The organism is uncultured Bacteroides sp. (assembly GCF_937912035.1).
In the GTDB taxonomy this organism is placed as follows: domain Bacteria; phylum Bacteroidota; class Bacteroidia; order Bacteroidales; family Bacteroidaceae; genus Phocaeicola.
Window position 1 is genome coordinate 81,856 of record NZ_CALDPF010000015.1, and the last position, 20,875, is coordinate 102,730.

At 40.4% G+C, this 20,875-nt stretch carries 14 protein-coding genes; 12 read left to right on the forward strand and 2 right to left on the reverse strand.

Annotated elements, in window-relative coordinates; genetic code table 11:
* Positions 1 to 256 precede the first annotated feature (256 nt).
* From Q0486_RS02380 to Q0486_RS02415, 8 genes are all read left to right on the forward strand, one after another.
* On the forward strand, positions 257 to 1,177 hold the full coding sequence (locus Q0486_RS02380; protein WP_299230112.1) for a glycoside hydrolase family 16 protein: 921 nt from the start codon (positions 257 to 259) through the stop codon (positions 1,175 to 1,177).
* A gap of 28 nt (positions 1,178 to 1,205) precedes the next feature.
* A complete protein-coding gene (locus Q0486_RS02385; RefSeq protein ID WP_299230113.1) occupies positions 1,206 to 4,397 on the forward strand; it encodes a SusC/RagA family TonB-linked outer membrane protein in 3,192 nt (1,063 codons plus the stop codon).
* A gap of 33 nt (positions 4,398 to 4,430) precedes the next feature.
* The gene (locus Q0486_RS02390) at positions 4,431 to 6,125 is read left to right on the forward strand and encodes a SusD/RagB family nutrient-binding outer membrane lipoprotein (RefSeq protein WP_299230114.1); all 1,695 of its coding nucleotides are present in this window, start codon (positions 4,431 to 4,433) and stop codon (positions 6,123 to 6,125) included.
* A 37-nt stretch (positions 6,126 to 6,162) separates the two neighbouring features.
* Positions 6,163 to 7,458, forward strand: a complete 1,296-nt coding sequence (locus tag Q0486_RS02395; RefSeq protein ID WP_299230115.1) for a hypothetical protein — start codon at positions 6,163 to 6,165, stop codon at positions 7,456 to 7,458.
* A 29-nt stretch (positions 7,459 to 7,487) separates the two neighbouring features.
* The gene (locus Q0486_RS02400; RefSeq protein WP_299230116.1) at positions 7,488 to 9,827 is read left to right on the forward strand and encodes a glycoside hydrolase family 3 N-terminal domain-containing protein; all 2,340 of its coding nucleotides are present in this window, start codon (positions 7,488 to 7,490) and stop codon (positions 9,825 to 9,827) included.
* A gap of 107 nt (positions 9,828 to 9,934) precedes the next feature.
* Positions 9,935 to 10,558 carry a YigZ family protein gene (locus Q0486_RS02405; RefSeq protein WP_299230117.1) on the forward strand — a complete coding sequence of 208 codons (624 nt, stop codon included), beginning with the start codon at positions 9,935 to 9,937 and terminating at the stop codon, positions 10,556 to 10,558.
* Positions 10,559 to 10,646: 88 nt separating this feature from the next.
* Positions 10,647 to 11,663, forward strand: a complete 1,017-nt coding sequence (locus tag Q0486_RS02410; RefSeq protein ID WP_299230118.1) for a L,D-transpeptidase — start codon at positions 10,647 to 10,649, stop codon at positions 11,661 to 11,663.
* A gap of 160 nt (positions 11,664 to 11,823) precedes the next feature.
* Entirely contained in the window at positions 11,824 to 12,477 is a 654-nt protein-coding gene (locus tag Q0486_RS02415; protein ID WP_299230119.1) for a murein L,D-transpeptidase catalytic domain family protein, read from the forward strand.
* On the opposite strand, the gene Q0486_RS02420 is transcribed toward Q0486_RS02415, so the two are convergent.
* Both Q0486_RS02420 and Q0486_RS02425 read right to left on the reverse strand, forming a co-directional pair.
* A complete protein-coding gene (locus Q0486_RS02420) occupies positions 12,472 to 13,581 on the reverse strand; it encodes an ATP-binding protein (protein ID WP_299230120.1) in 1,110 nt (369 codons plus the stop codon). The two genes, Q0486_RS02415 and Q0486_RS02420, sit on opposite strands and share 6 nt — an antisense overlap.
* A 181-nt stretch (positions 13,582 to 13,762) precedes the next feature.
* The gene (locus Q0486_RS02425) at positions 13,763 to 15,130 is read right to left on the reverse strand and encodes a sigma-54 dependent transcriptional regulator (protein WP_299230121.1); all 1,368 of its coding nucleotides are present in this window, start codon (positions 15,128 to 15,130) and stop codon (positions 13,763 to 13,765) included.
* Positions 15,131 to 15,339: 209 nt separating this feature from the next.
* Here Q0486_RS02425 and Q0486_RS02430 point away from each other — a divergent pair, with 209 nt between their 5' ends.
* The 4 genes from Q0486_RS02430 to Q0486_RS02445 all read left to right on the forward strand — a co-directional run.
* Complete coding sequence (locus Q0486_RS02430; RefSeq protein ID WP_299230122.1) at positions 15,340 to 16,815, forward strand: TolC family protein; 1,476 nt, start codon at positions 15,340 to 15,342, stop codon at positions 16,813 to 16,815.
* Between the two features lie 21 nt (positions 16,816 to 16,836).
* A complete protein-coding gene (locus tag Q0486_RS02435) occupies positions 16,837 to 18,084 on the forward strand; it encodes an HlyD family efflux transporter periplasmic adaptor subunit (RefSeq protein WP_299230123.1) in 1,248 nt (415 codons plus the stop codon).
* A gap of 103 nt (positions 18,085 to 18,187) precedes the next feature.
* Positions 18,188 to 20,548 (forward strand): ABC transporter permease, encoded by a 2,361-nt coding sequence (locus Q0486_RS02440; protein ID WP_299230124.1) that lies wholly within the window; start codon positions 18,188 to 18,190, stop codon positions 20,546 to 20,548.
* 209 nt (positions 20,549 to 20,757) lie between these two features.
* The coding region (locus Q0486_RS02445; RefSeq protein WP_299230126.1) for an AAA family ATPase at positions 20,758 to 20,875 on the forward strand (118 nt) is incomplete at its 3' end.

The window sequence follows — 20,875 nt, forward strand, 5'->3', positions numbered from 1 at the left end:
TATATTTATATTACGGGCTGACAAATCAATAATGTCTTATTTATGAGCATTAATTGATTTGTCAGCCCGATTTTTATATGTTTTCTTGGTTAAAAAGCAAAAATGATAGATTTCAACCCTTTTCTGTCAGCATTCAAACCCTGAAAAACAGGATTATACCCAATTTTGCCAACAGCTTGGAAGCTGAATGTAATCTTTAGTTAACAGTAAAAGAGAAAGTGAAAATACATAATGTTTAACCAAAAAACTATCGGTAATGAAAACAGTAATTTTATTTCTATTATTCTTTTTTGGAGTAAATCTGCAGTCGTGTTCGACAAATAATGAACCGGTAAAGCCTGATAATCCGGAAGAGGAAATCAAAGATGATAATGAAGGACAGGAGGAGGAACCTGAGCTGCCTGATGAGCAACCAGGAGATGAAGATGAACCCTCGAAACAGTGGAAACTTGTGTTTACAGAAGACTTCAACACATTTGATAATTCTGTTTGGACAAAAGAAACTCATGAACCTGGGTGGGTGAACAATGAGCTTCAGGAATATATTGAAGAGTGTGTAAGTGTCGGGAAAGACGGTGACAAGACAGTGCTTGTTTTGACTGCCAAGAGAGAAGGAGATAAATTTTATTCTGGTCGTGTAAACAGCAAAGGCAAGAAAAGTTTTCAGTATGGGAAAGTGGAATCAAGTATAAAACTTCCCAAAACGGCTAATGGATTATGGCCGGCATTCTGGATGATGGGAGACAACTACAAGGAATGGCCTGCTTGTGGTGAAATCGATATTATGGAGATGGGAGAAAAAGCCGGTATAGCCAATAATACAACAGAAGCATACATAAATTCGGCAATTCATTATGGTCCTGATGTTGAAGGACATGAGCAGATTTTCCAGACTAAGACTATGGAAAAAAGTCTTCAGGATGGCAACTATCATGTATATTCTCTGGAGTGGAATGAAAATGAACTTATTGTAAAGGTTGATGATATACTGATCAAAACTTTTAATATCGGACCGGACAGTGGCCGTTTTGAATATTTCAATGATAAATTTTATTTCTTGTTCAATTTGGCTGTAGGTGGTGACTTTCCCGGTATAACAGATCCGGCACAAATTACAGCATTGAAAGATGGAGAAAAAGCCCAGATGTTCATCGATTGGGTGAAAATATATAATTAATCTTAATACTATTACTTATTAAAAACTTATGAGAAGATTAAACTACAAGTACACATTGTATTGCGGTACATTGTCTCTATCCCTTTTTGGAGGAATGCCGCAGTTGAATGCTGGGGTTACGGAAAACAATCTTTCAGTAATGCAACAAAGCCGACATGTATCAGGTAATGTCAAAGATGCTATGGGAGCTATAATCGGTGCTTCTATTGTTGAAAAAGGTACTACTAACGGAACCATTACCGATATGGATGGTAATTTTGTCTTGAATGTGCAACAGGGTGCTACACTGGTTATAAGTTTTGTAGGCTACAAAACAAAAGAAGTAAAAGTTGGTACTGCACCACTGGATATCACCCTAGAGGAAGACAGCAAGGTTTTGAGTGAGGTCGTTGTTACCGCATTGGGTATCAAACGTGAACGTAAGGCTCTTGGTTATGGCGTTGACGAAGTGAAGGGAGAGGCTTTGACAAAAGCTAAGGAGACTAATGTGATTAACTCTATGGCTGGTCGTGTTCCAGGTCTGGTTGTCAGTCAGACTGCAGGTGGTCCTTCAGGTTCTACACGTGTACTTTTGCGTGGTAATACAGAAATGACAGGAAACAACCAACCTCTGTATGTCATTGATGGAGTACCCTTGGATAATACAAACTATGGCAGTGCCGGTACGGAAGGAGGTTATGACTTGGGTGACGGTATTTCAAGCATTAACCCTGATGATATCGAGAATATGTCTGTTCTTAAAGGTCCTGCTGCTTCGGCGTTGTATGGTAGCCGTGCCAGTCACGGTGTAATTCTTATCACTACAAAGAAGGCTAGCGGTAAGGATGGTGAACGTATGAGTGTTGAGTATAATGGTACAATGACATTTGAAACTCAACTTGCTAAATGGAACGAAGTTCAGCAAATATATGGTATGGGTAGTGATGGCACTTACAGTATAAATGCTGTTGCAAACACAAATAAGAGTTGGGGACCAAAAGCCGACGGTTCAAATATGCTGGATTATTTTGATGGTGTTTCGCGTCCGTATTTGATAATTCCTGATAATGTATCAGGTTTCTTCCGTACAGGTTTGACTGCAACAAATACATTGACTTTAAGCTCAAGTCATGGAAAGTCGGGAGTACGTTTCACTTACACCGATATGCGTAATAAAGATATAGTTCCTAATACCAATATGAGCCGTAACATATTCAATTTGCGTGCCAATACGAGTATGGGAAAAGTAGATCTGGATTTCAGTACAAACTATACACGCGAATCGGTAAAGAACCGTCCGGCTCTTGGCGACAGCAAAGGTAATGTCGGTAAAAACCTGATGACACTTGCCACTACATACGATCAGGAATGGCTGAAAACATATCAGGATGCAAACGGTGAATACTCTAACTGGAATGGTTTGGATCCATATAATGTAAACCCTTATTGGGATGTTTACAAAAACTCGAACCAATCTGATAAAGACCAGTTCCGTTTCAATGGTAAGGCAATATGGAACGTTACTGACCATTTTAAGCTTCAGGGTACTGTCGGAGCTGAATTCAACTGGTTTAAGTTTGAGGATTTCAAGGCTCCTACTACTCCTGGCTATGAAGCAGGCAGATTGCAGATAAGCAATTTTAGAAACCGTATGTACAACTTCGAAATGTTGGCTCTGTATAACAACTCCTGGGGTGATTTCGATTTCAATGCGACATTGGGTGCCAACTTGTATAAAGTGAATAATGAGACTACAATCACTACGGCTCAGGACATGAAGATACGTGAAACCGTGGCGCTTATGAGCTTTAACGAAACAAGTGTGGAACAGAATTATTACAGAAAACAGATAAATTCTATTTATGGTGCAGTTAATGTTGGTTGGAGACACCTGATATATCTTGATGCTACATTGCGCGGAGACCGTTCTTCCACATTGCCTTTGAATAACAATACATATATCTATCCTTCATTCTCTGGTAGCTTTGTATTCTCTGAACTTATCAAGAATCACAATCTTCTGCCTTACGGTAAACTACGTGTTTCATGGGCACAAGTGGGTAGCGATACAGATCCTTATCAGTTGGGACTGGTATATACGAAATCTAAATTTACTTATCCCGGATATACTTTAGGTTCTATCAGTAACAGTACTATCCCTAATCGTGATTTAAAGCCTACAAGAACCAATTCATACGAAATGGGATTGGAATTGAAATTCCTGAATAGCCGTATTGGTTTGGATTTTACTTATTATAATCAGACTAGTAGAAACCAGATAATGGCGATGGCGAGTTCATGGGCTTCAGGTTATACATATCGTATGATTAATGCAGGAGAAATCCAGAATTGCGGTATTGAGATAGCTTTGAACACCCGTCCTATCCAGACAAAGGACTTTTCATGGGATTTGAACATCAACTTCTCTAAGAACAATAACAAGGTTAAGGAGTTGGTTGACGGTATTGATTTGTTCGAGCTGGAAAAGGCTACATGGCAGGATGTTCAGGTAGCAGCTGTAGTAGGAGAAAATTTTGGTTCTATCATTGGTCCTGATTTCAAACGCAATGAAAATGGTGATATCTTGATTGATCCAAGCACCGGTTTGCCACAATACGACAACAGCAATCATATTTTGGGTAACGCTTCATGGGATTGGACAGGTGGTGTAGTAACGAACTTCACATACAAGAATGTTTCTCTTGCTGCTGTATTCGATATTAAGGTTGGCGCCGATTTGTATTCAATGTCTGCCCGTGCCGCATACGAATCCGGTAAAGCATTGGAAACATTGGAAGGACGCGAAGAATGGTATAAATCAGAAGAACAGCGTAAGGCTCTTGGTATCAGCGAAGCAAACTGGACACCTACAGGCGGTTTCATTGCTCCAGGTGTAATAGACAATGGTGACGGAACATATCGTCCTAACGATATTTACGTAAATCCTGAGGATTATTGGATGAATATCAGCCGTTATGCACCGTCAATGTTTGTTTATGATAACTCGTATATCAAATGTCGTGAAATCACATTGAGCTATTCCTTACCTAAGACATGGTTGAAGAATAAGGTTCAAGGATTGACAGTGTCCTTCGTTGCACGTAATCCGTTTATCGTTTGGAAAAATATTCCTAATATTGATCCTGATTCGAACTATAACAATACTACAGGTATGGGTATGGAATATGGCTCATTGCCTTCACGTAAAAGCTATGGTTTCAATGTCAACGTTAAATTCTAATTAATCCTAAATCATTTCAAAAAGAAATACACAATGAAACGTTACAAATCATATATAAAAACAGCAATGTGCATGGCATTAGCACTTGCTTTTACAGCTTGCAGTGATGAATACATGAATGACATGAATACAGACCCGTCGAAAGCTGAAAATATTGACCCAAATTCACAGTTGACTTTTGCAGAACTACAGACATACGGCGACCTTGGAATGATAGAAATATACCGAAGCTATATAGGTGCTTTTACTCAGCAGCTTATGGGTTGTTGGAATACAACAAACTACGGAGGTCAGCACAAAATTGACAATAACGAAATGAATCGTTTTTGGACAAACCTTTATACTACAGGAATCAAGAATCTTGTAGATGCAGAGGTAAAGACAGAAGGTGACGAGAACAAAGTGAACATACATGCCGCTGCTGTGATTTACAAAGTATATCTTATGTCTATCATAACAGATACATACGGTGATGCTCCATACTCAGAGGCAGCCAGAGGATTTATCAGTGGTATAACAAGTCCACGTTATGATACACAAGAGGAAATATACAACAGTTTCTTTACAGAACTGACTGAAGCCGCTGCCGCTTTGGACGATAAGAAAGATGAAATCACAGGTGATGTGATATTTAATGGAGATATAAGTAAATGGAAAAAGCTTGCAAATTCTCTTCGTATGCGTTTTGCTATGCGTATATCTGATGTTGCTCCACAGAAGGCGCAGGAAGAGTTTGAAAAGGCATTTACAGATCCTGCCGGCTATATGACAAGTGCTGATGATGACGCATTGATTGAATATATGGAGCTTACATTCAATTTTGGTCAGGAAGCATATACAGATTACAGACGTAACGCTTTGTCACAATTGTATTTTGGTAATGACCCTGCAAATAATCAGACTTATATCTGTTCTACTTTCTTCAATACTTTGAAGGACAATGACGACCCTCGTACTTTTGCACTTACCCGTTGTTATTTCGATAAGGGCCTGACTCAGTCAAATCCCAATAACCGTATTGATCTGACAGACGAAATGTTGGAATTGGGTGCACAGTTCAATCCTTCTAAACCGGGTGAATTCTGGTATGAACCATGGCCGGACAATGGATATTGGAGTGAAATTATAGCGGAACTTAAAGAGAGGTATCCTGACAATACAAATTACTCAAATCCATGGTTGCAGGATGCTACCCGACCTAAATTGGCCCAGAATTTCCTTAAATCTGACAATCCTGGTGTTGTGATGACTTACGCTGAGGTTGAGTTCCTATTGGCCGAGGCTAAACTTAAAGGATGGAACGTAGGTACTGCATCTGTTGAACAGCATTACGAAAATGGTGTTAAGGCTTCGATGGCGTTTCTAGTTGATAACTATGATTGTGAAATTGACGATCAGGATATAAACGATTATATAGCAAATCACCCTATTTCTGCTCTTAGTGACGAAGGCAAAAAAGAAGCAATAAATACTCAGGCTTGGATTCTTCACTTCCATAATCTGTCAGAATGTTGGGCTAACATACGTCGTTCAGGATATCCAAAGCTGAAATCCCCTGCAGAATATGGTTATGCGGCAGACAAGCTTACTGGTGGATACGACATTCCTGTACGTTTGTGCTATCCTATACTTGAGTCTTCTTACAACAAGGAAGGTTATCAGGAAGCTTTGGACCGTATGGGTGGAACTAACAGTTGGAATATTCCTGTATGGTGGGATAAAGAATAAAATCTAGTACACTAAACAATTTAAATTTCGTATTAAAATGAAAAATATATATTGGATATTATTTATATTGCTCGGTGCAGGTTTCTCTTTTACATCTTGTAGTGAAGAAGAGCCATTTTCTACTGCAGCAGCAGATGACGAGCCTCGTATCATAGCTCCTACATTTCCGGAGCGTGACGCTAATGGTGGACTGGGAACTATTTCTGAAATAGACAGGGATGTATTGTTCTCAATAACGGTAACAACTACGCCTGCCGATTTCACTTCTGTGGTTTGGACTCTTGACGGTGAAGAAGTCGGAACAGAAAAGACGCTCGAGATGAATCTTAATTCCGGTGTTTATCATCTTAGGGTTGATGTCTCAACTCCTGTAGGAAAAACAACTTTCCGTGAAGGACTTGTAAAAATAAAAGCTTTGGCTGAAGATCCTCAGAGTGAAGAAGTAATATCAGAACGTATTGTCGCAACTGGAGGATGGGCACGTCTTAGTGGAACAAATCTTGAAAAGGTTGTAAAAGTAGCATTAAAGCAGATAAATGTTGCTGAGTCTAAAACTAATCAGGAAGTGGAAATCTCTGATATAACATATGTGGAATCAGATGGTTATATTGAATTTAAAATTCCTTCAGAATTGGCCGACGGTGAGTATCGTGTGGCTTTTATAGATGCGGAAGGCAATAGATACGGTGCTAATACAATGGATGTTACTTCCCGGCCGTTGATAACTGCAGGACCTGAAAACAAGCGTCCTGATGCTGAGTGGACTATTACCGGTTTGAATCTTGATAAGGTCGTTTCGCTGTCATTGGGTGGAAATACAATTACTACATTCGTTGAACAGTATTCAACTCGTCTTAAATTCATTTCACCTGCAATTGCAGACGGAGATTATGTATTGACAGGTATAGCTAAATCAGGAGAAAATGTTAGTTTCTTTATTGATGGTGAGATAAAGACAGAACTTGCAGTTACGGTAAAAGACTCTCCATTGGAAGTTGAATTATGGAAGGGACATCACTATGTATCATGGGATTTAACTGAAGGTGATCCAAACAGGTTGTTTGATGCGGTACAGAATGATGTGAAGAATTTGCCTGTAGGAACAAAATTAAAGGTATATTACTCAATTAAATCTGATGATAGTTATCATAAAATAAGATTCTCTTCCGGATGGTGGACAGAACTTCCTGGGTATCCTGAGTTTGAAGTTTATGCGGACGGTGTTAGTGACATAATTATGTCACAAGAGATACTTGACTTGTTGAATTCGCAAGATGGATTCCTTTGTGTAGGTTTCGGATATTATGTTGATAGAATTACTTACGAAGAATAATTTATTTACCAAGAAAAAAATTGATAAATATGGATTTAAGAAAAGTATTATTTGTATCGTCAATCATAGGAAATGCTGCCTGCTTCGTACAGGCGGCAACTCCTGTCAATTTGATGAAAGATACAGAAATAGAGAAGAAGGTTGAAGCCACATTGGCTGGAATGACTTTGGATGAAAAGGTCGGACAGATGACAGAACTGTCAATAGATGTCCTTGGCAATGTGGTGGACGGAGAGTTCAAACTGGATAAGGAAAAAGTAAAAAATGCAATTAGAAAGTACAAGGTTGGATCTATACTGAATGCTCCAGGACCGGTTGCTCAAAGCCGTGAGAAATGGAAAGAAATCATCGGTTATATTCAGGAAGTATCTTTGAAGGAAATAGGTATTCCTTGTATTTACGGTTTGGATCAGAATCATGGTACTACTTATACCCTTGGTGGAACGCTTTTCCCGCAGAATATCAATCTTGGTGCATCCTTTAATCCTGAACTCACATATGAGTCGGCCGTTATAACTGCCTACGAGACACGAGCAAGCAACTGTCCTTGGACTTATTCACCAACGGTGGATATGGCAAGAGATCCTCGCTGGTCGCGTGTTTGGGAAAATTATGGGGAGGATTGTCTGGTTAATGCCATAATGGGCAGTGAGGCTGTTCGTGGTTTTCAGGGAGATGATCCTAATCATATTTCAGAATACCGTGTAGCTGCTTCTGTCAAGCATTATCTTGGTTACAGCATGTCCCGTACTGGTAAAGACCGTACTCCTGCATATATATCAGAATCTGATTTGAGAGAGAAGTGTTTTGCTCCGTTTAAGGCTTGCGTAGAGACCGGTGCGCTGACAATAATGGTAAACAGTGCTTCCATTAATGGTGTGCCTGTGCATACCAACAGGCAGTTACTCACAGAATGGCTTAAAGAAGATTTGGAATGGGACGGAATGTTGATTACCGACTGGGCAGATATTAATAACCTATATACTCGTGAAAGAATAGCAGCCAACAAAAAGGAAGCTATTGAAATTGCCATCAATGCGGGTATCGATATGGCTATGGAACCTTACGATCTTGATTTCTGTACACTGTTGAAGGAATTGGTAGAAGAGGGAAGAGTGCCGATGAGTCGTATTGATGATGCCGTACGTCGTATTCTCCGTCTGAAATACCGTTTAGGACTTTTTGAAAAACCTAATACCGACTATAAGGATTATCCTAAATTCGGCAGTAAGGAACATGCCGCAATCGCACTTAGAGCAGCCGAAGAATCGGAAATATTGCTGAAAAACAAGAATAACATATTACCATTGGTAAAAGGTAAGAAAATCCTCGTGACAGGTCCTAATGCAAATTCAATGAGATGCCTTAACGGCGGATGGAGTTATACATGGCAAGGACATCTTGCCGACCGTTTTGCAGGTGAGTATAATACCATCTACGAAGCTGTAAGCAACAAGTTTGGCGCTGATTTGGTAACTCTAGAACAAGGAGTTACATACGTTGCCGAAGGAGCGTATTACGAAGAAAGCACTCCTGAAATAGAAAAGGCTGTGGCTGCAGCAAAGAATGTAGATGTAATCATCGCATGTATAGGCGAAAATTCATATTGCGAGACTCCTGGAAATCTGGCAGACCTTGCAATCTCTGAAAACCAGCGTAACCTTGTTAAAGCTCTTGCTACGACAGGCAAGCCTATTGTTCTTGTAATAAATGGCGGTCGTCCACGTATTATAAGTGACATTGAACCTTTGGCAGACGGTGTAATCAATATCTTGTTGCCTGGTAATTATGGTGGAGATGCATTGGCAAATATCCTTGCCGGTGATGCAAATCCAAGTGCTAAGATGCCATATACATATCCAAGAAACCAAGCTGAACTTACTACATACGATTATCGTGTAAGCGAGGAAATGGATAAGATGGAAGGTGCATACGATTATGATGCTGTAATTTCTGTTCAATGGCCTTTCGGTTACGGTTTGAGTTATACTACTTTCGATTACAGGAATCTGCGTGTGAACAAAGATACTTTTACTGAAAACGAAAAACTGGAATTTACAATAGACGTTACAAATACTGGAAAGATTGCAGGTAAAGAAGTTGTAATGTTGTTCAGCAGCGATTTGGTAGCATCGCTCACACCAGAGAACCGCAGGCTGCGCGCATTCAAGAAAGTGGAATTACAGCCAGGTGAGACCAAAACTGTAACATTGACTATCAAAGGAAGCGATCTTGCTTTTGTAGGTGCTGACGGAAAATGGATACTTGAGAAAGGTGATTTCCGTATGCAGGTAGGTAATCAAGTCTTGAATATTAAATGTTCTGATACACATAAATGGGAAACTGCTAATATCTGTGTTAATAAATAGCATTGTCTGATTGCTTTTAATGAGCCTGGTCATTTTGAAATGGCCGGGCTTTTTTGTTTGTAAGCATTAAATAATTACCTTTGCATTATCATTCAAAACATCATAAAATGCAGCAGGAAGACACATATAAGACAATTGAGGGGATTTCCGAATCAATATATACTGAGAAGCGAAGCAAATTCATAGCCATAGCTCTTCCGGTCCGTACACTTGGGGAGATAAAGACATACCTTGAGGAGTATCAGAAAAAATATTATGATGCCCGCCACGTGTGCTATGCCTATATGCTTGGGGCTGAAAGAAAGGATTTCCGTGCCAATGATAATGGTGAACCTTCCGGTACTGCAGGACGTCCTATACTCGGTCAGATAAATTCTTTCGGACTTACAGATATTCTTGTTATTGTGGTGAGATATTTCGGAGGTATAAAGTTGGGTACGAGTGGTCTTATTGTCGCATATAAGACTGCTGCCGCTCAGGCTCTTGAAGAAGCTGTAGTGATAGAGAAAACTGTTGATGAGGATGTGTCTTTCGCTTTTGAATATCCTTTTATGAACGATGTAATGAGGATTGTGAAGGAAGAGGAACCGGAGATTCTCGAACAGTCGTATGATATGGACTGTCTGATGAAGCTGAGAATCAGAAAATCTTCAATGCCTAAGCTGAGGGCACGTTTGGAAAAAGTGGAGACATTGCGTTTTATTGATGAAAATATAGATACAGAGGTTTAATAATTTATAATTACAATAAATCCACGTTTAGTATTTGTAAACTAATTTTAAAATACTATCTTTGTGTCAAATAGATAATCAATCGACTATGAAAGCATTTGTAATTTCTTTACTTCTTGTTTTTCTTGTTTCCGGATGCGAAATAAGAAAAGGTGAAGGTGTTGTCCCGCTGGAGAAGGTAGAGGAATTACTTGAAAGTATTACAATTACAGAACTGTTTCAGGAAAAGCCGATAACTGCTGAAGACATAAAAATCACCAAAGAACTTTTATTCGATAAATATACCCTTGAGGATGTTTATCCTTACAAGGACACTGTACGTTCCATAAAATGGGATGTTATAAAGAAGTGTCTGGCATACGTCGAGAATATGGAACCCGAATCGGGTAAATGGTGTGTCATACAGAACTACAGAAACAGAAACGGTGAAGCTGCATTGGTCAGAAGGTTTGTCAGAAATGAATACAAGCGTGTATCTGATACTTTGGGAGTGGAAAGATATCAGTCTGTGCCTTTATATCTGTTGTCCGATACTGTTACTCCCGAGCGTTATGGTCGTGACGGCTCTTTAGCTTCTGTTCTTGGAAGAAAAGGTGGATATATACATATACGCCCTGCCACGTTCGATGACGAATGGTATGTTCCGGAAAGATATGTAAAGATGCTTCCCGATTCTACAAACTTTCATCATGTTGTTTTCGTTGACCGTGGGAATCAGAATATAACCACTCTTGAAAGAGTGGCAAAGGCAGAATGGAAGGTGAGAAGCATTAATCCTGCTACTACCGGACGTCATTACCCTCCATACGCTCAAGAGACTCCGCTTGGTATGTATCTCATTCAGGAAAAGAAACAGAAGATGATTTTTCTGAAGGACGGTTCGAGTGCAGTAGGAGGTTATGCGCCGTATGCAAGCCGTTTTACCAATGGGGCATATATACATGGAGTACCTGTAAATGTTCCTGCCACAAAGATGATAGAATACAGCTGGAGTTTGGGTACCACTCCACGTTCACACATGTGTGTACGTAATGCCACTTCGCATGCCAAATTCGTTTACGACTGGGCTCCGGTACAGGAAAGTCTGGTTGTAGTAATTGAATGAATATTCGATATAACATTTCATTGAGTTTTTTAACTAACTGATTTTCAGATGTATTAATATAAAGTGCTATCTTTGCAGCTGAATTTTTCATTGATTTTTGATAATGCGCAATATATTAATATCTATATTTCTTGTTTGCTCCGGCTTTGTAGTTCCTGCCATGGCACCGTCTTTAGCCAGTGGTATGCTTGTACATTCTCCTTCAGAAGTTGACGAATGTGCCGATCTTTATGCGTCTATGCAGCTTGAGGGAGTTGTCAATTATAAGGCTTTTCGTCAGGCAGTAGAAGGATACAGAAAAATCGAAAACCGTCATCGTGATATTCTTACCCTTATAGATTTTTCCAAGCCGTCGACAGAGAAGCGTCTCTATGTATTCGATATGAAGAACCGCAAGATGCTTTTCAACTCTCTTGTATCGCATGGCAGAAACAGCGGCGAAAACTATGCTACATCATTCTCAAACGAATATGGTTCTTATAAAAGTTCTTTAGGTTTTTATCTTACGGAGACTACCTATAACGGCGGTAACGGGTATTCGCTTATTCTTAATGGACTGGAAAAGGGGATAAACGATAAAGCAAAGGAACGTGCCATAGTGGTTCATGGTGCATCGTATGCCAATCCTTCAGTGATAAAAGGCGGTGGTCGCTTGGGTAGAAGTCTTGGATGTCCCGCACTTCCTCAAAAGATTTCCAAACCCATTATTGATGCAATAAAGGGTGGAAGCGTGATGTACATTTATGCCGAGAAACCTGAATACTTCGCACAGAGTGAGATTCTGTCTGATGTGACTGACGGAAAGAAATCATGATTTTCTCATTATAATCGTAAATACTGTTCCGTAACCAACTTTTGATTCTACATTAATAAATCCGTCGTGCAGGGTAATTATCTGCTTACAGAGACTCAAGCCTATACCTGAACCATTGGGTTTGGTGGTGAAGAACGGAACGAAGATTCTTTCCTTTACTTCAGGCATAATGCCCTCTCCGTTGTCGGATATGGTGAATTTTATAGAATCGTTTTTGTGATATACGGCTGATACTTCTATTTGAGGATTTTCTTTTTTTCTGCATGCTTCTGTAGCATTTTTTATAATGTTCAGGAATACCTGTTCCAACTGTGCCCTGTCAGCTGATAGAGTCATATCATTGTCTTCAAGATTAAAATGTATGTAGTCAGTGGCAGTGAGTCCTTCGATATCCTTCAAAAAGTCATAAACTTTTATTTCACTCTTTACTGGTGTAGATATTCGCGTAAGTTTTCTGTAGTTGTCAACAAACTCCATAAGTCCCTTACAACGGCGATTTATTATTCCCAGTCCCTGAGAAATGTTTCTCTGAGTACTTTCGTTTATAGGGAATTCTGCGCTTCTTTCTTGCAGAGTGTCCGACAATGAAATGATAGGGGTAATAGAATTCATAATCTCATGCGTCAACACCCTGATGAGTTTTTGCCATGCCTCCATTTCGTTCTTTTCCAATGCGGAATGGATATTGCTCATGCTCACTATGAACTGTTCCCGTCCGTGAACAGAAATCCTGGTACATGAAACAGATAAATCGAGTGTTGATTCCTGCTTCTTTCTGTGTACTATTTTTTCCTTATTGTTCAGTGCATCCTGAATATCTTCCGGCAGTTTGAATACTTCCGGTCCTAAGATACTCTTTGCTGACTTGTTCATCCATATAATTCTTCCGTCCTTATATGTAGAGATTACGGCGGTATCTACACTGTTCATCAGATTTTTGTAGTACTGATATTTCGTCTCGTCTTCCATGGCAGAGCTTTTCAGATCCTTTATGATGAACGTTAGAGTCTCTGCCAGTTCAGATATCTCCCTGTCCTTGAAAGGGGGAGTTATTATACTGCTTGTGTCTTTAGATTTCAGACATTCTATGGCTTTCCTTATCATCTTTGTCTGTTTGTTCTGCAGCCGGTATATGTTTATTATTACGAGCAGACATAAAACAGAACAAAGCAGACAGGAAAAAACGAGTTTAGTATGCATACAGTAAACCGTTCCTGCCATACACAGAAACAGCGCGACTGTATTTGTCAATATGTAGATATTGAATCTTCTCATACCTGATGAATTAGAGTTGTAGTTTGTCTATTTTTCTGTAAAGAGCGAATCTGCTTATACCTAATAGTTCGGCAGCCATTGTGTAATTGCCGTTTGTCACTTTTATAGCTTTTTCTATTGCCTTTCTTTCCAATGCCTCAAGGTTCAGTTCCTCATCCGGCAGGCTTTTCTGTTCCTTGGCATTATGTGCGAAAATAAAGTCGTCGGTACGCAGCGAACTGTTGTCGCTCAATATCACAGCCCTTTCTATTACGTGTTGAAGCTCTCGCACATTTCCCGGCCATGGATATTTCATGAGTTTGTTTTTTGCGTCCCTGTTGATGCTGGAGATTTCTTTTCTGTACTTCCTGTTGTATATCTTCAGGAAATGCTCTGCCAGCAGGATGATGTCGTTTCCTCTTTCCCTGAGTGGCGGAATGTGAAGCTCTATGGTGTTTATGCGGTAGAGGAGATCCTGACGGAACTTCCCTTCGTCTATCATGTCTTGAAGGTTTGAGTTGGTCGCAGATATCAGACGTATGTCTATCGGTGTATGTTCCACTCCTCCAAGCCTTGTGATATATCTTTTCTCCAATGCTGTCAGCAGTTTTGCCTGCATTGGCAATGACAGGTTTCCTATCTCATCAAGAAACAGTGTGCCTCCCGATGCCATTTCCATTCTTCCCGGTTTAGATTTCCTCGCATCTGTAAACGCGCCTTTTTCATATCCGAAAAGCTCACTCTCGAACAACTGTTCGGGTATACTCCCAAGGTCTATGGTGATAAAACTTTCTCCGGCACGTGGCGAAAGGCTCTTCACCATACGCGCCACCATGTCCTTACCCGTACCGTTCTCGCCTAAAATCAAGATGTTGGCGTCTGTCTCAGACAGTCTGTATATTGTGTCCTTCAGCTTTCTTACGGCCGGAGATTCTCCTATGAAGTCCGAAATCGGCGATTCGTTTCCCATAGCCGATACCTGTTCGCGCAATCTGTTTATTTCCTTGTTCGATTTGCTTAGTTTGATTGCAGACGACAGTGTGGCAAGCAGTTTCTCCTTTTCCCAAGGTTTTGAAATGAAATCTGTAGCACCTGCCTTTATAGCCCTTACAGCCTTTTCTGTGTCGGCGTATGCTGTCATGAATACCACTACAGCCTTAGGGTCAATGCTCAGTATTTGTTCCAGATATTCAAACCCCTCATTACCGCTTATTGCGTCGCGGCAGAAATTCATGTCCAGAAGTATCACGTCCGGACTGAAAGTTTCCATGAAGTGTTTTATCCTCGAAGGCTGGGTAGTCACTTTGATCTTTTCCATATATGGCTCCAGCAGGAGGTTTAATGCAAACAGCACATCTTCATTGTCGTCTATTATAAGTATTTTTCCTTTGTCTTCCATGTTATTATCGTGTTTCTGCAAATATAATACTTAAAACGATGTGTTGTATGTGCGTTATCGCACGTTTTTTGTGCGTATACGCACGATATAGCTAACGATTCTTATTTTCTAAATGTCTGAAAGATAATGATATAACATAATGGCATAGTTTTTGATTTAAATATACCGGATAAATTATTTTAATTTAACTTCATTGACTTACAGTTGCCATGAAACGAATAAGAATATTTTTGACTTTAATTTTAACAGTTTATACCGCAGGCATTACTTATGCAGGTGATACAAACAGAAAACTTACGCTCACTCTCGAAGATGCCATATCGATGGCACACGATAATTCGCCGGAGGTGCAGGCAGCAAGGCATACATACCGTGCCGCCTATTGGAATTACCGTTCTTTCCGCGCCAACTATCTGCCGTCAGTCAGTCTGATTTCCAATCCATACCTTAACCGGCAGATTAACAAGATTACCCAACCGGACGGAACTGAACAGTTCATCCGTCAGAATAAGTTGAGCACTGACCTTGGATTGCAGGTTAGTCAGAATGTATCTTTCACGGGTGGTAACTTTTTCGTACAGACCTCTACACAGAGGATTGACGAGTTCGGAAGCAATGGCAGGGCGTATAACACCCAACCGTTTTCAATCGGTTACACTCAGTCACTCTTCGGATATAACTATCTGAAATGGGACAAGCGTATCGAGCCTGTGAAATACCGTGAGGCATGCAAGACTTATGCAGAGACTATGGAACTTATTGCGTCAAGAACCTGTCAGCTTTTCTATGCCCTTGCTTCGGCACAGACCAATCTTAATATAGCACGTTCCAACTATGCTTCTGCCGATACATTGTACAGATATGCTCGCGGAAGATATAACATAGGCAGTATCACCGAAAATGAGATGCTTCAACTGGAAGTGAACAAGCTGAATGAGGAAACAAACATGATGAATGCCGGAATAGAGGTTGAAGATGCCATGCTCACTCTGCGTTCTTTTCTCGGAATAAATGATGATGCGGAGATAGAAGTAATTCCTGCAGACAGCATATACTATTTTGATGTACCGCTTGATGAGGCTCTCAAACAGGCATACGAGAACAGTCCGGACATCGACCTGTATAAAAGACGGAAACTGGAAAGTCGCAGTCAGCTGGCATCTGCTAAGGCGTCAAGAGGCTTGAAGGCCGATTTGTATCTGCAGTTCGGTCTGTCGCAGACGGCAGATATTTTTAAGGATTCGTACAGCAATCCGCTCGACCAGCAGTATGTGAGTCTTTCCATAGCAATACCTATACTGGACTGGGGAAGAGGAAAGGGAAAAGTGAGAGTGGCAAAATCGAATGTGGAACTGGTGGAGACACAGGTGGCCCAGGCCATGACTGACTTCGAACTGAATGTCAGGAAAATGGTACGTCAGTTCAATCTTCAGTCGCAGCAGGTGAGTGTGGCACGAAAGACGGAGCGGACTGCCACGAAGCGTTACGAAGTGGCTCTTAAACTTTATCTGATGGGTAAATCATCGATACTTGATTTAAATGCGGCGACAACTGAAAAAGATTCTGCACTCCGTAACTACATATCAGCCATGCAGACATACTGGACTCTATACTACGGTCTGCGCAGTATAACACAGTATGATTTTATGAATAAATGTCCAATATGGCATAATCTTGAATTCTGACGATAAAAAAACATTACACTTATGGATATAAAACTAAAGAAGAAACCCTGGTACATACGCTACAAGTACAGGATAGCAGGCGGGGCAGTAATCCTTGCCGGGATAGTTTATGTGATAGTTCTTGCCTCAGGTCCTCGCCGGTTGCGGATAGACATCGACAAGATACAGACGTCGGAAGTCACGGACTCGGATTTCATGGAGTATGTTGACGTAGAAGGTATAGTACAGCCCATTATGACCATTATGGTGAATGCGCGCGAAGCCGGGAATGTGAACAGCATCGTAGCCGAAGAAGGAAGACTGATGAAGAAAGGAGATACGATATTGATACTCTCCAATCCGAATCTGATGAGAGATATCGACGACCAGCGTGATGATTGGGAAAAGCAGATGATAACTTACCGCGAGAAAGAGCTTGAAATGGAGCAGAAAACTCTAGTCCTGAAACAGCAGACTCTGGAAGCCGAATACGAACTGAATAAAATCAGGAAAAGTTTTGCCCTCGAAAAAGAAGAATACGAAATGGGAATACGCAGTAAGGCACAGCTTGAAGTGTCGCGCGATGAGTATGAGTATAAGACTGAGTCCACACGCCTGAAATTGCGCAGTCTTCGCAGCGATTCTGCCATGACTGTTATACGAAAAGAACTTCTTAAGAACGATTATGACAGGGAACAAAAGAAACTCCAGCGCAGCCTTGAAAGAATGAATGACCTTGTAGTGCGGGCACCGGTGGATGGGCAATTGAGTTTTGTAAAAGTAACTCTTGGTCAGCAGGTAGGAGCGGGTGAGAACATTGCCGAAGTAAAAGTCCTTGACCAGTTTAAAGTTCACACTTCGCTAAGCGAATATTACATCGACAGGATAACAACAGGACTACCTGCTACGGTATCTAATCAGGGAGAGAAATATCCTTTGAAAGTCACCAAGGTTGTTCCAGAGGTAAAGGACCGCATGTTCGATGTCGATTTGGTCTTTACAGGAGATATGCCGGACAATGTCCGTCTGGGGAAAAGTTTCAGAGTACAGATAGAATTGGGACAGCCGGAGCAGGCAGTTGTAATTTCGCGCGGTAATTTCTATCAGCATACAGGCGGCAGGTGGATTTATAAGCTCAGTGAAGACAAGACACGGGCATATAAAGTACCAATAACCATTGGCCGTCAGAATCCGCGTCAATATGAAATAACCGAAGGTTTGCAGCCCGGTGATTGTGTGATTACGTCAGGATATGATAACTTTGGCGATGCGGAGGAATTGGTGTTTTAGACATTTAGAAGAAATGTCCTGTCGTTTGACTTAAAATGTCAAGACATTTTGACTAAAATGACAAAGCGTTTTTGTAATATTATTTTATAAAAAAAATTGAAATATGAAAACTATAATTTATGCATGGCGTTTTCTGGTACGCCTTAAATCTTACACAATAATAAATCTTGTAGGTCTGTCGTTAAGTCTGGCATGCTGTATCATATTGCTCCGTTACATTAATAGTGAATTGTCTGTTGACGATAACTGTGTTGACAAGGATTCTGTTTACGGAGTAAAATTCGTGTTAGATGGAGTAAATCATGGATTATCTGTTGCGGAGTTGGACGGGCTTGACAGTATGTACGTAGATAAAAGATATATCAGCGAACGTGCCCAACTCACTATTTTGGAGCAAGATTACGTAGAGTATGAAGGTGAGCGCTATATCATGAACGGGATAGTGGCAGATAATGAATTCTTTAAAATATTCAGATATGAGACGGCTCAAGGAAGCCTCTCGCTTGATGCACCTGATGCCGCATTGCTTACTGAGGATTTTGCCGCAAGGATATTCGGCAGCGAGAACCCTATAGGTAAGAAAATAAGATATTCCAATGGAAAGGATTTGATAGTTTCAGGAATCTTGAAAAAACCTCATTGCAAGAGAACCATTGATTTCGAAATCGTATTGTCATCCCGACTGACAGATTCATGGGAGCGTATGCCTATGGAGTTTATCCGTATAGATACCGAATCGGCTGTTGAAGCCGCTAATGCTATTGGGCGTATTCCACGTTATCTTAATCCGCATGCAACCCAGTATGATACACGCAAATATACTTTCTCACTCATTCCTGTAAAAGATATTTACTGGGAGCAAGCTATAGTTTATAACACAGCTCACGGAATGGGTAACAGTGGAAACAAGTTGCAACTGTACGTATTTGCCGGAATGTGTATTATGATATTCTTGGCAGGGGTAATAAACTTCGTAAATCTCTATATGGTAGTCATGTCGAAGCGTGGCCGTTTCCATACGTTGCGTAAAGTGTTCGGAGCAGGAAAGAAAGCACTTTTCATGCAGATATATGCCGAAAATGCCTTGCTGATTGTTCCGGCTCTGTTTGTTGCATGGCTTATAATAGAGATAACCAATGTTCCTGTCAATAATATTTTCGGAACTGAATTGTCCTACAGTTGGTTTGATTTGTGGATTTCCGTAGGATTCCTTTTGCTGTTACCTTTGATAGTAACTGTCTATTTTTATTACAGATGTCAGAAAGAAATGCCGATATTTTCATTGCGCACATTGGGAAATACGTTTACGGGCTCAATGAATTCGCGTATGACATTCCTTTTTGTGCAGTATCTGCTCACATTCATACTTATAATGTTGGCATTCTACTTCAACAGCCAGCTCCGCTTTATGCTGAATACCCCTCCCGGATTCGAGACAAAAGATATAATCCATGCTGAACTTGTTTACGAGTCGAGAGACTATAATTATTATACACCGGAAAAGATAAAATTGCGTCAGCAGCGCGTTAAGGCGATAGACAAAGCCCTGGACGAATGTCCTGATATACGTTCGTGGACGGCATCGCCATACTATATCGTAGGATTTTCATATAATACGGGATTTACCGGTAACAAGAACCAAACTGTATCGGCTGTGCCCTATATGGTGGCACCTCAGTTCTTTGACATATACAAGCTGAAATTTATCGAGGGAGGATTGCCCGAAAATATAGATGGGCAGGTATGTCTGCTTACCCAGTCGGCAATGAAAGCTTTTGGATACAATTCTATTGACGGAGCTACTGTATATTGTAAGCTCATTAATGACACGCCTATCCCTGTTGTCGGTGTAGTAAATGATTATTATTCTGGGCATATAAGCAGTGGACCGTCACTGACAGTGTTTATAATATCAGATAAAAATCGTGGCGACAAATACGAGATAGCATGTCGTGAAGGTAGGGAGAAAGAAGTGATAGAATATCTGCGACAGGTTCAGAAAGATGTATATGGGGTAGAGTCATTTAAATATTCCATGCTTGAAGACAAGGTAAAAGATTTGTACAGGAATGATGAAAAACTGGCTAACGTATATCTTCTGTTCTCTGGAATTGCAGTCTTCATAGTATGTCTCGGACTTTTCGGAATTTCATTGTACGATATACGTCGTCGTTATCGTGAAATAGCCATAAGAAAGGTGAACGGAGCAAGAATGAAGGATTTATATCTTCTTTTGGGACGTAAATATATAGCTACGTTTTTACTGGCATTTATAATTGCTACACCGGTTTCGTGGTATATCATAAGCGTGTACTCGGCTAATTTTGTGGTAAAAGCACCGGTTGGTATTTCTGTCTTCTTATTCTCATTCCTCCTGGTGGCTTTCGTATCATTGGCAACGATTGTGTTCCAGCTTAATAAGGCAGTACGCATCAATCCAAGTGATGTGATGAAAAGTGAGTAGCGGAAATATTATACCTTTACTCAAGTCTTGAAAAAACGTGGGCAAGTTTTACCTTAAATTTGCCCACGTTTTGATTGAAATTTGCCCACGTTTATTTTAAAGTTTCTAACGCTTCTTTTGCTTTAATTTATCTTATATTCATTTGTCGCTCCACATTCCATTGTGTATCTTTGTAAAAGTAAGTGCTTTATACAAAAAACAGACTTTATATGAACAGATTATATCCCATAGGAATCCAGAACTTCGAGAAATTGCGTAAGGGTGGTTTTGTTTATGTCGACAAGACCGCGCTTATACATCGTCTTGTCTCTACAGGCGGATATTACT

Bases quoted from the DNA above. Each gene is read 5' to 3' on its own strand.
- Q0486_RS02380 (WP_299230112.1), top strand. From the start codon at position 257: ATGAAAACAGTAATTTTATTTCTATTATTCTTTTTTGGAGTAAATCTG.
- Q0486_RS02385 (WP_299230113.1), top strand. From the start codon at position 1,206: ATGAGAAGATTAAACTACAAGTACACATTGTATTGCGGTACATTGTCT.
- Q0486_RS02390 (WP_299230114.1), top strand. From the start codon at position 4,431: ATGAAACGTTACAAATCATATATAAAAACAGCAATGTGCATGGCATTA.
- Q0486_RS02395 (WP_299230115.1), top strand. From the start codon at position 6,163: ATGAAAAATATATATTGGATATTATTTATATTGCTCGGTGCAGGTTTC.
- Q0486_RS02400 (WP_299230116.1), top strand. From the start codon at position 7,488: ATGGATTTAAGAAAAGTATTATTTGTATCGTCAATCATAGGAAATGCT.
- Q0486_RS02405 (WP_299230117.1), top strand. From the start codon at position 9,935: ATGCAGCAGGAAGACACATATAAGACAATTGAGGGGATTTCCGAATCA.
- Q0486_RS02410 (WP_299230118.1), top strand. From the start codon at position 10,647: ATGAAAGCATTTGTAATTTCTTTACTTCTTGTTTTTCTTGTTTCCGGA.
- Q0486_RS02415 (WP_299230119.1), top strand. From the start codon at position 11,824: ATGGCACCGTCTTTAGCCAGTGGTATGCTTGTACATTCTCCTTCAGAA.
- Q0486_RS02420 (WP_299230120.1), bottom strand. From the start codon at position 13,581: ATGATAAGGAAAGCCATAGAATGTCTGAAATCTAAAGACACAAGCAGT.
- Q0486_RS02425 (WP_299230121.1), bottom strand. From the start codon at position 15,130: ATGGAAGACAAAGGAAAAATACTTATAATAGACGACAATGAAGATGTG.
- Q0486_RS02430 (WP_299230122.1), top strand. From the start codon at position 15,340: ATGAAACGAATAAGAATATTTTTGACTTTAATTTTAACAGTTTATACC.
- Q0486_RS02435 (WP_299230123.1), top strand. From the start codon at position 16,837: ATGGATATAAAACTAAAGAAGAAACCCTGGTACATACGCTACAAGTAC.
- Q0486_RS02440 (WP_299230124.1), top strand. From the start codon at position 18,188: ATGAAAACTATAATTTATGCATGGCGTTTTCTGGTACGCCTTAAATCT.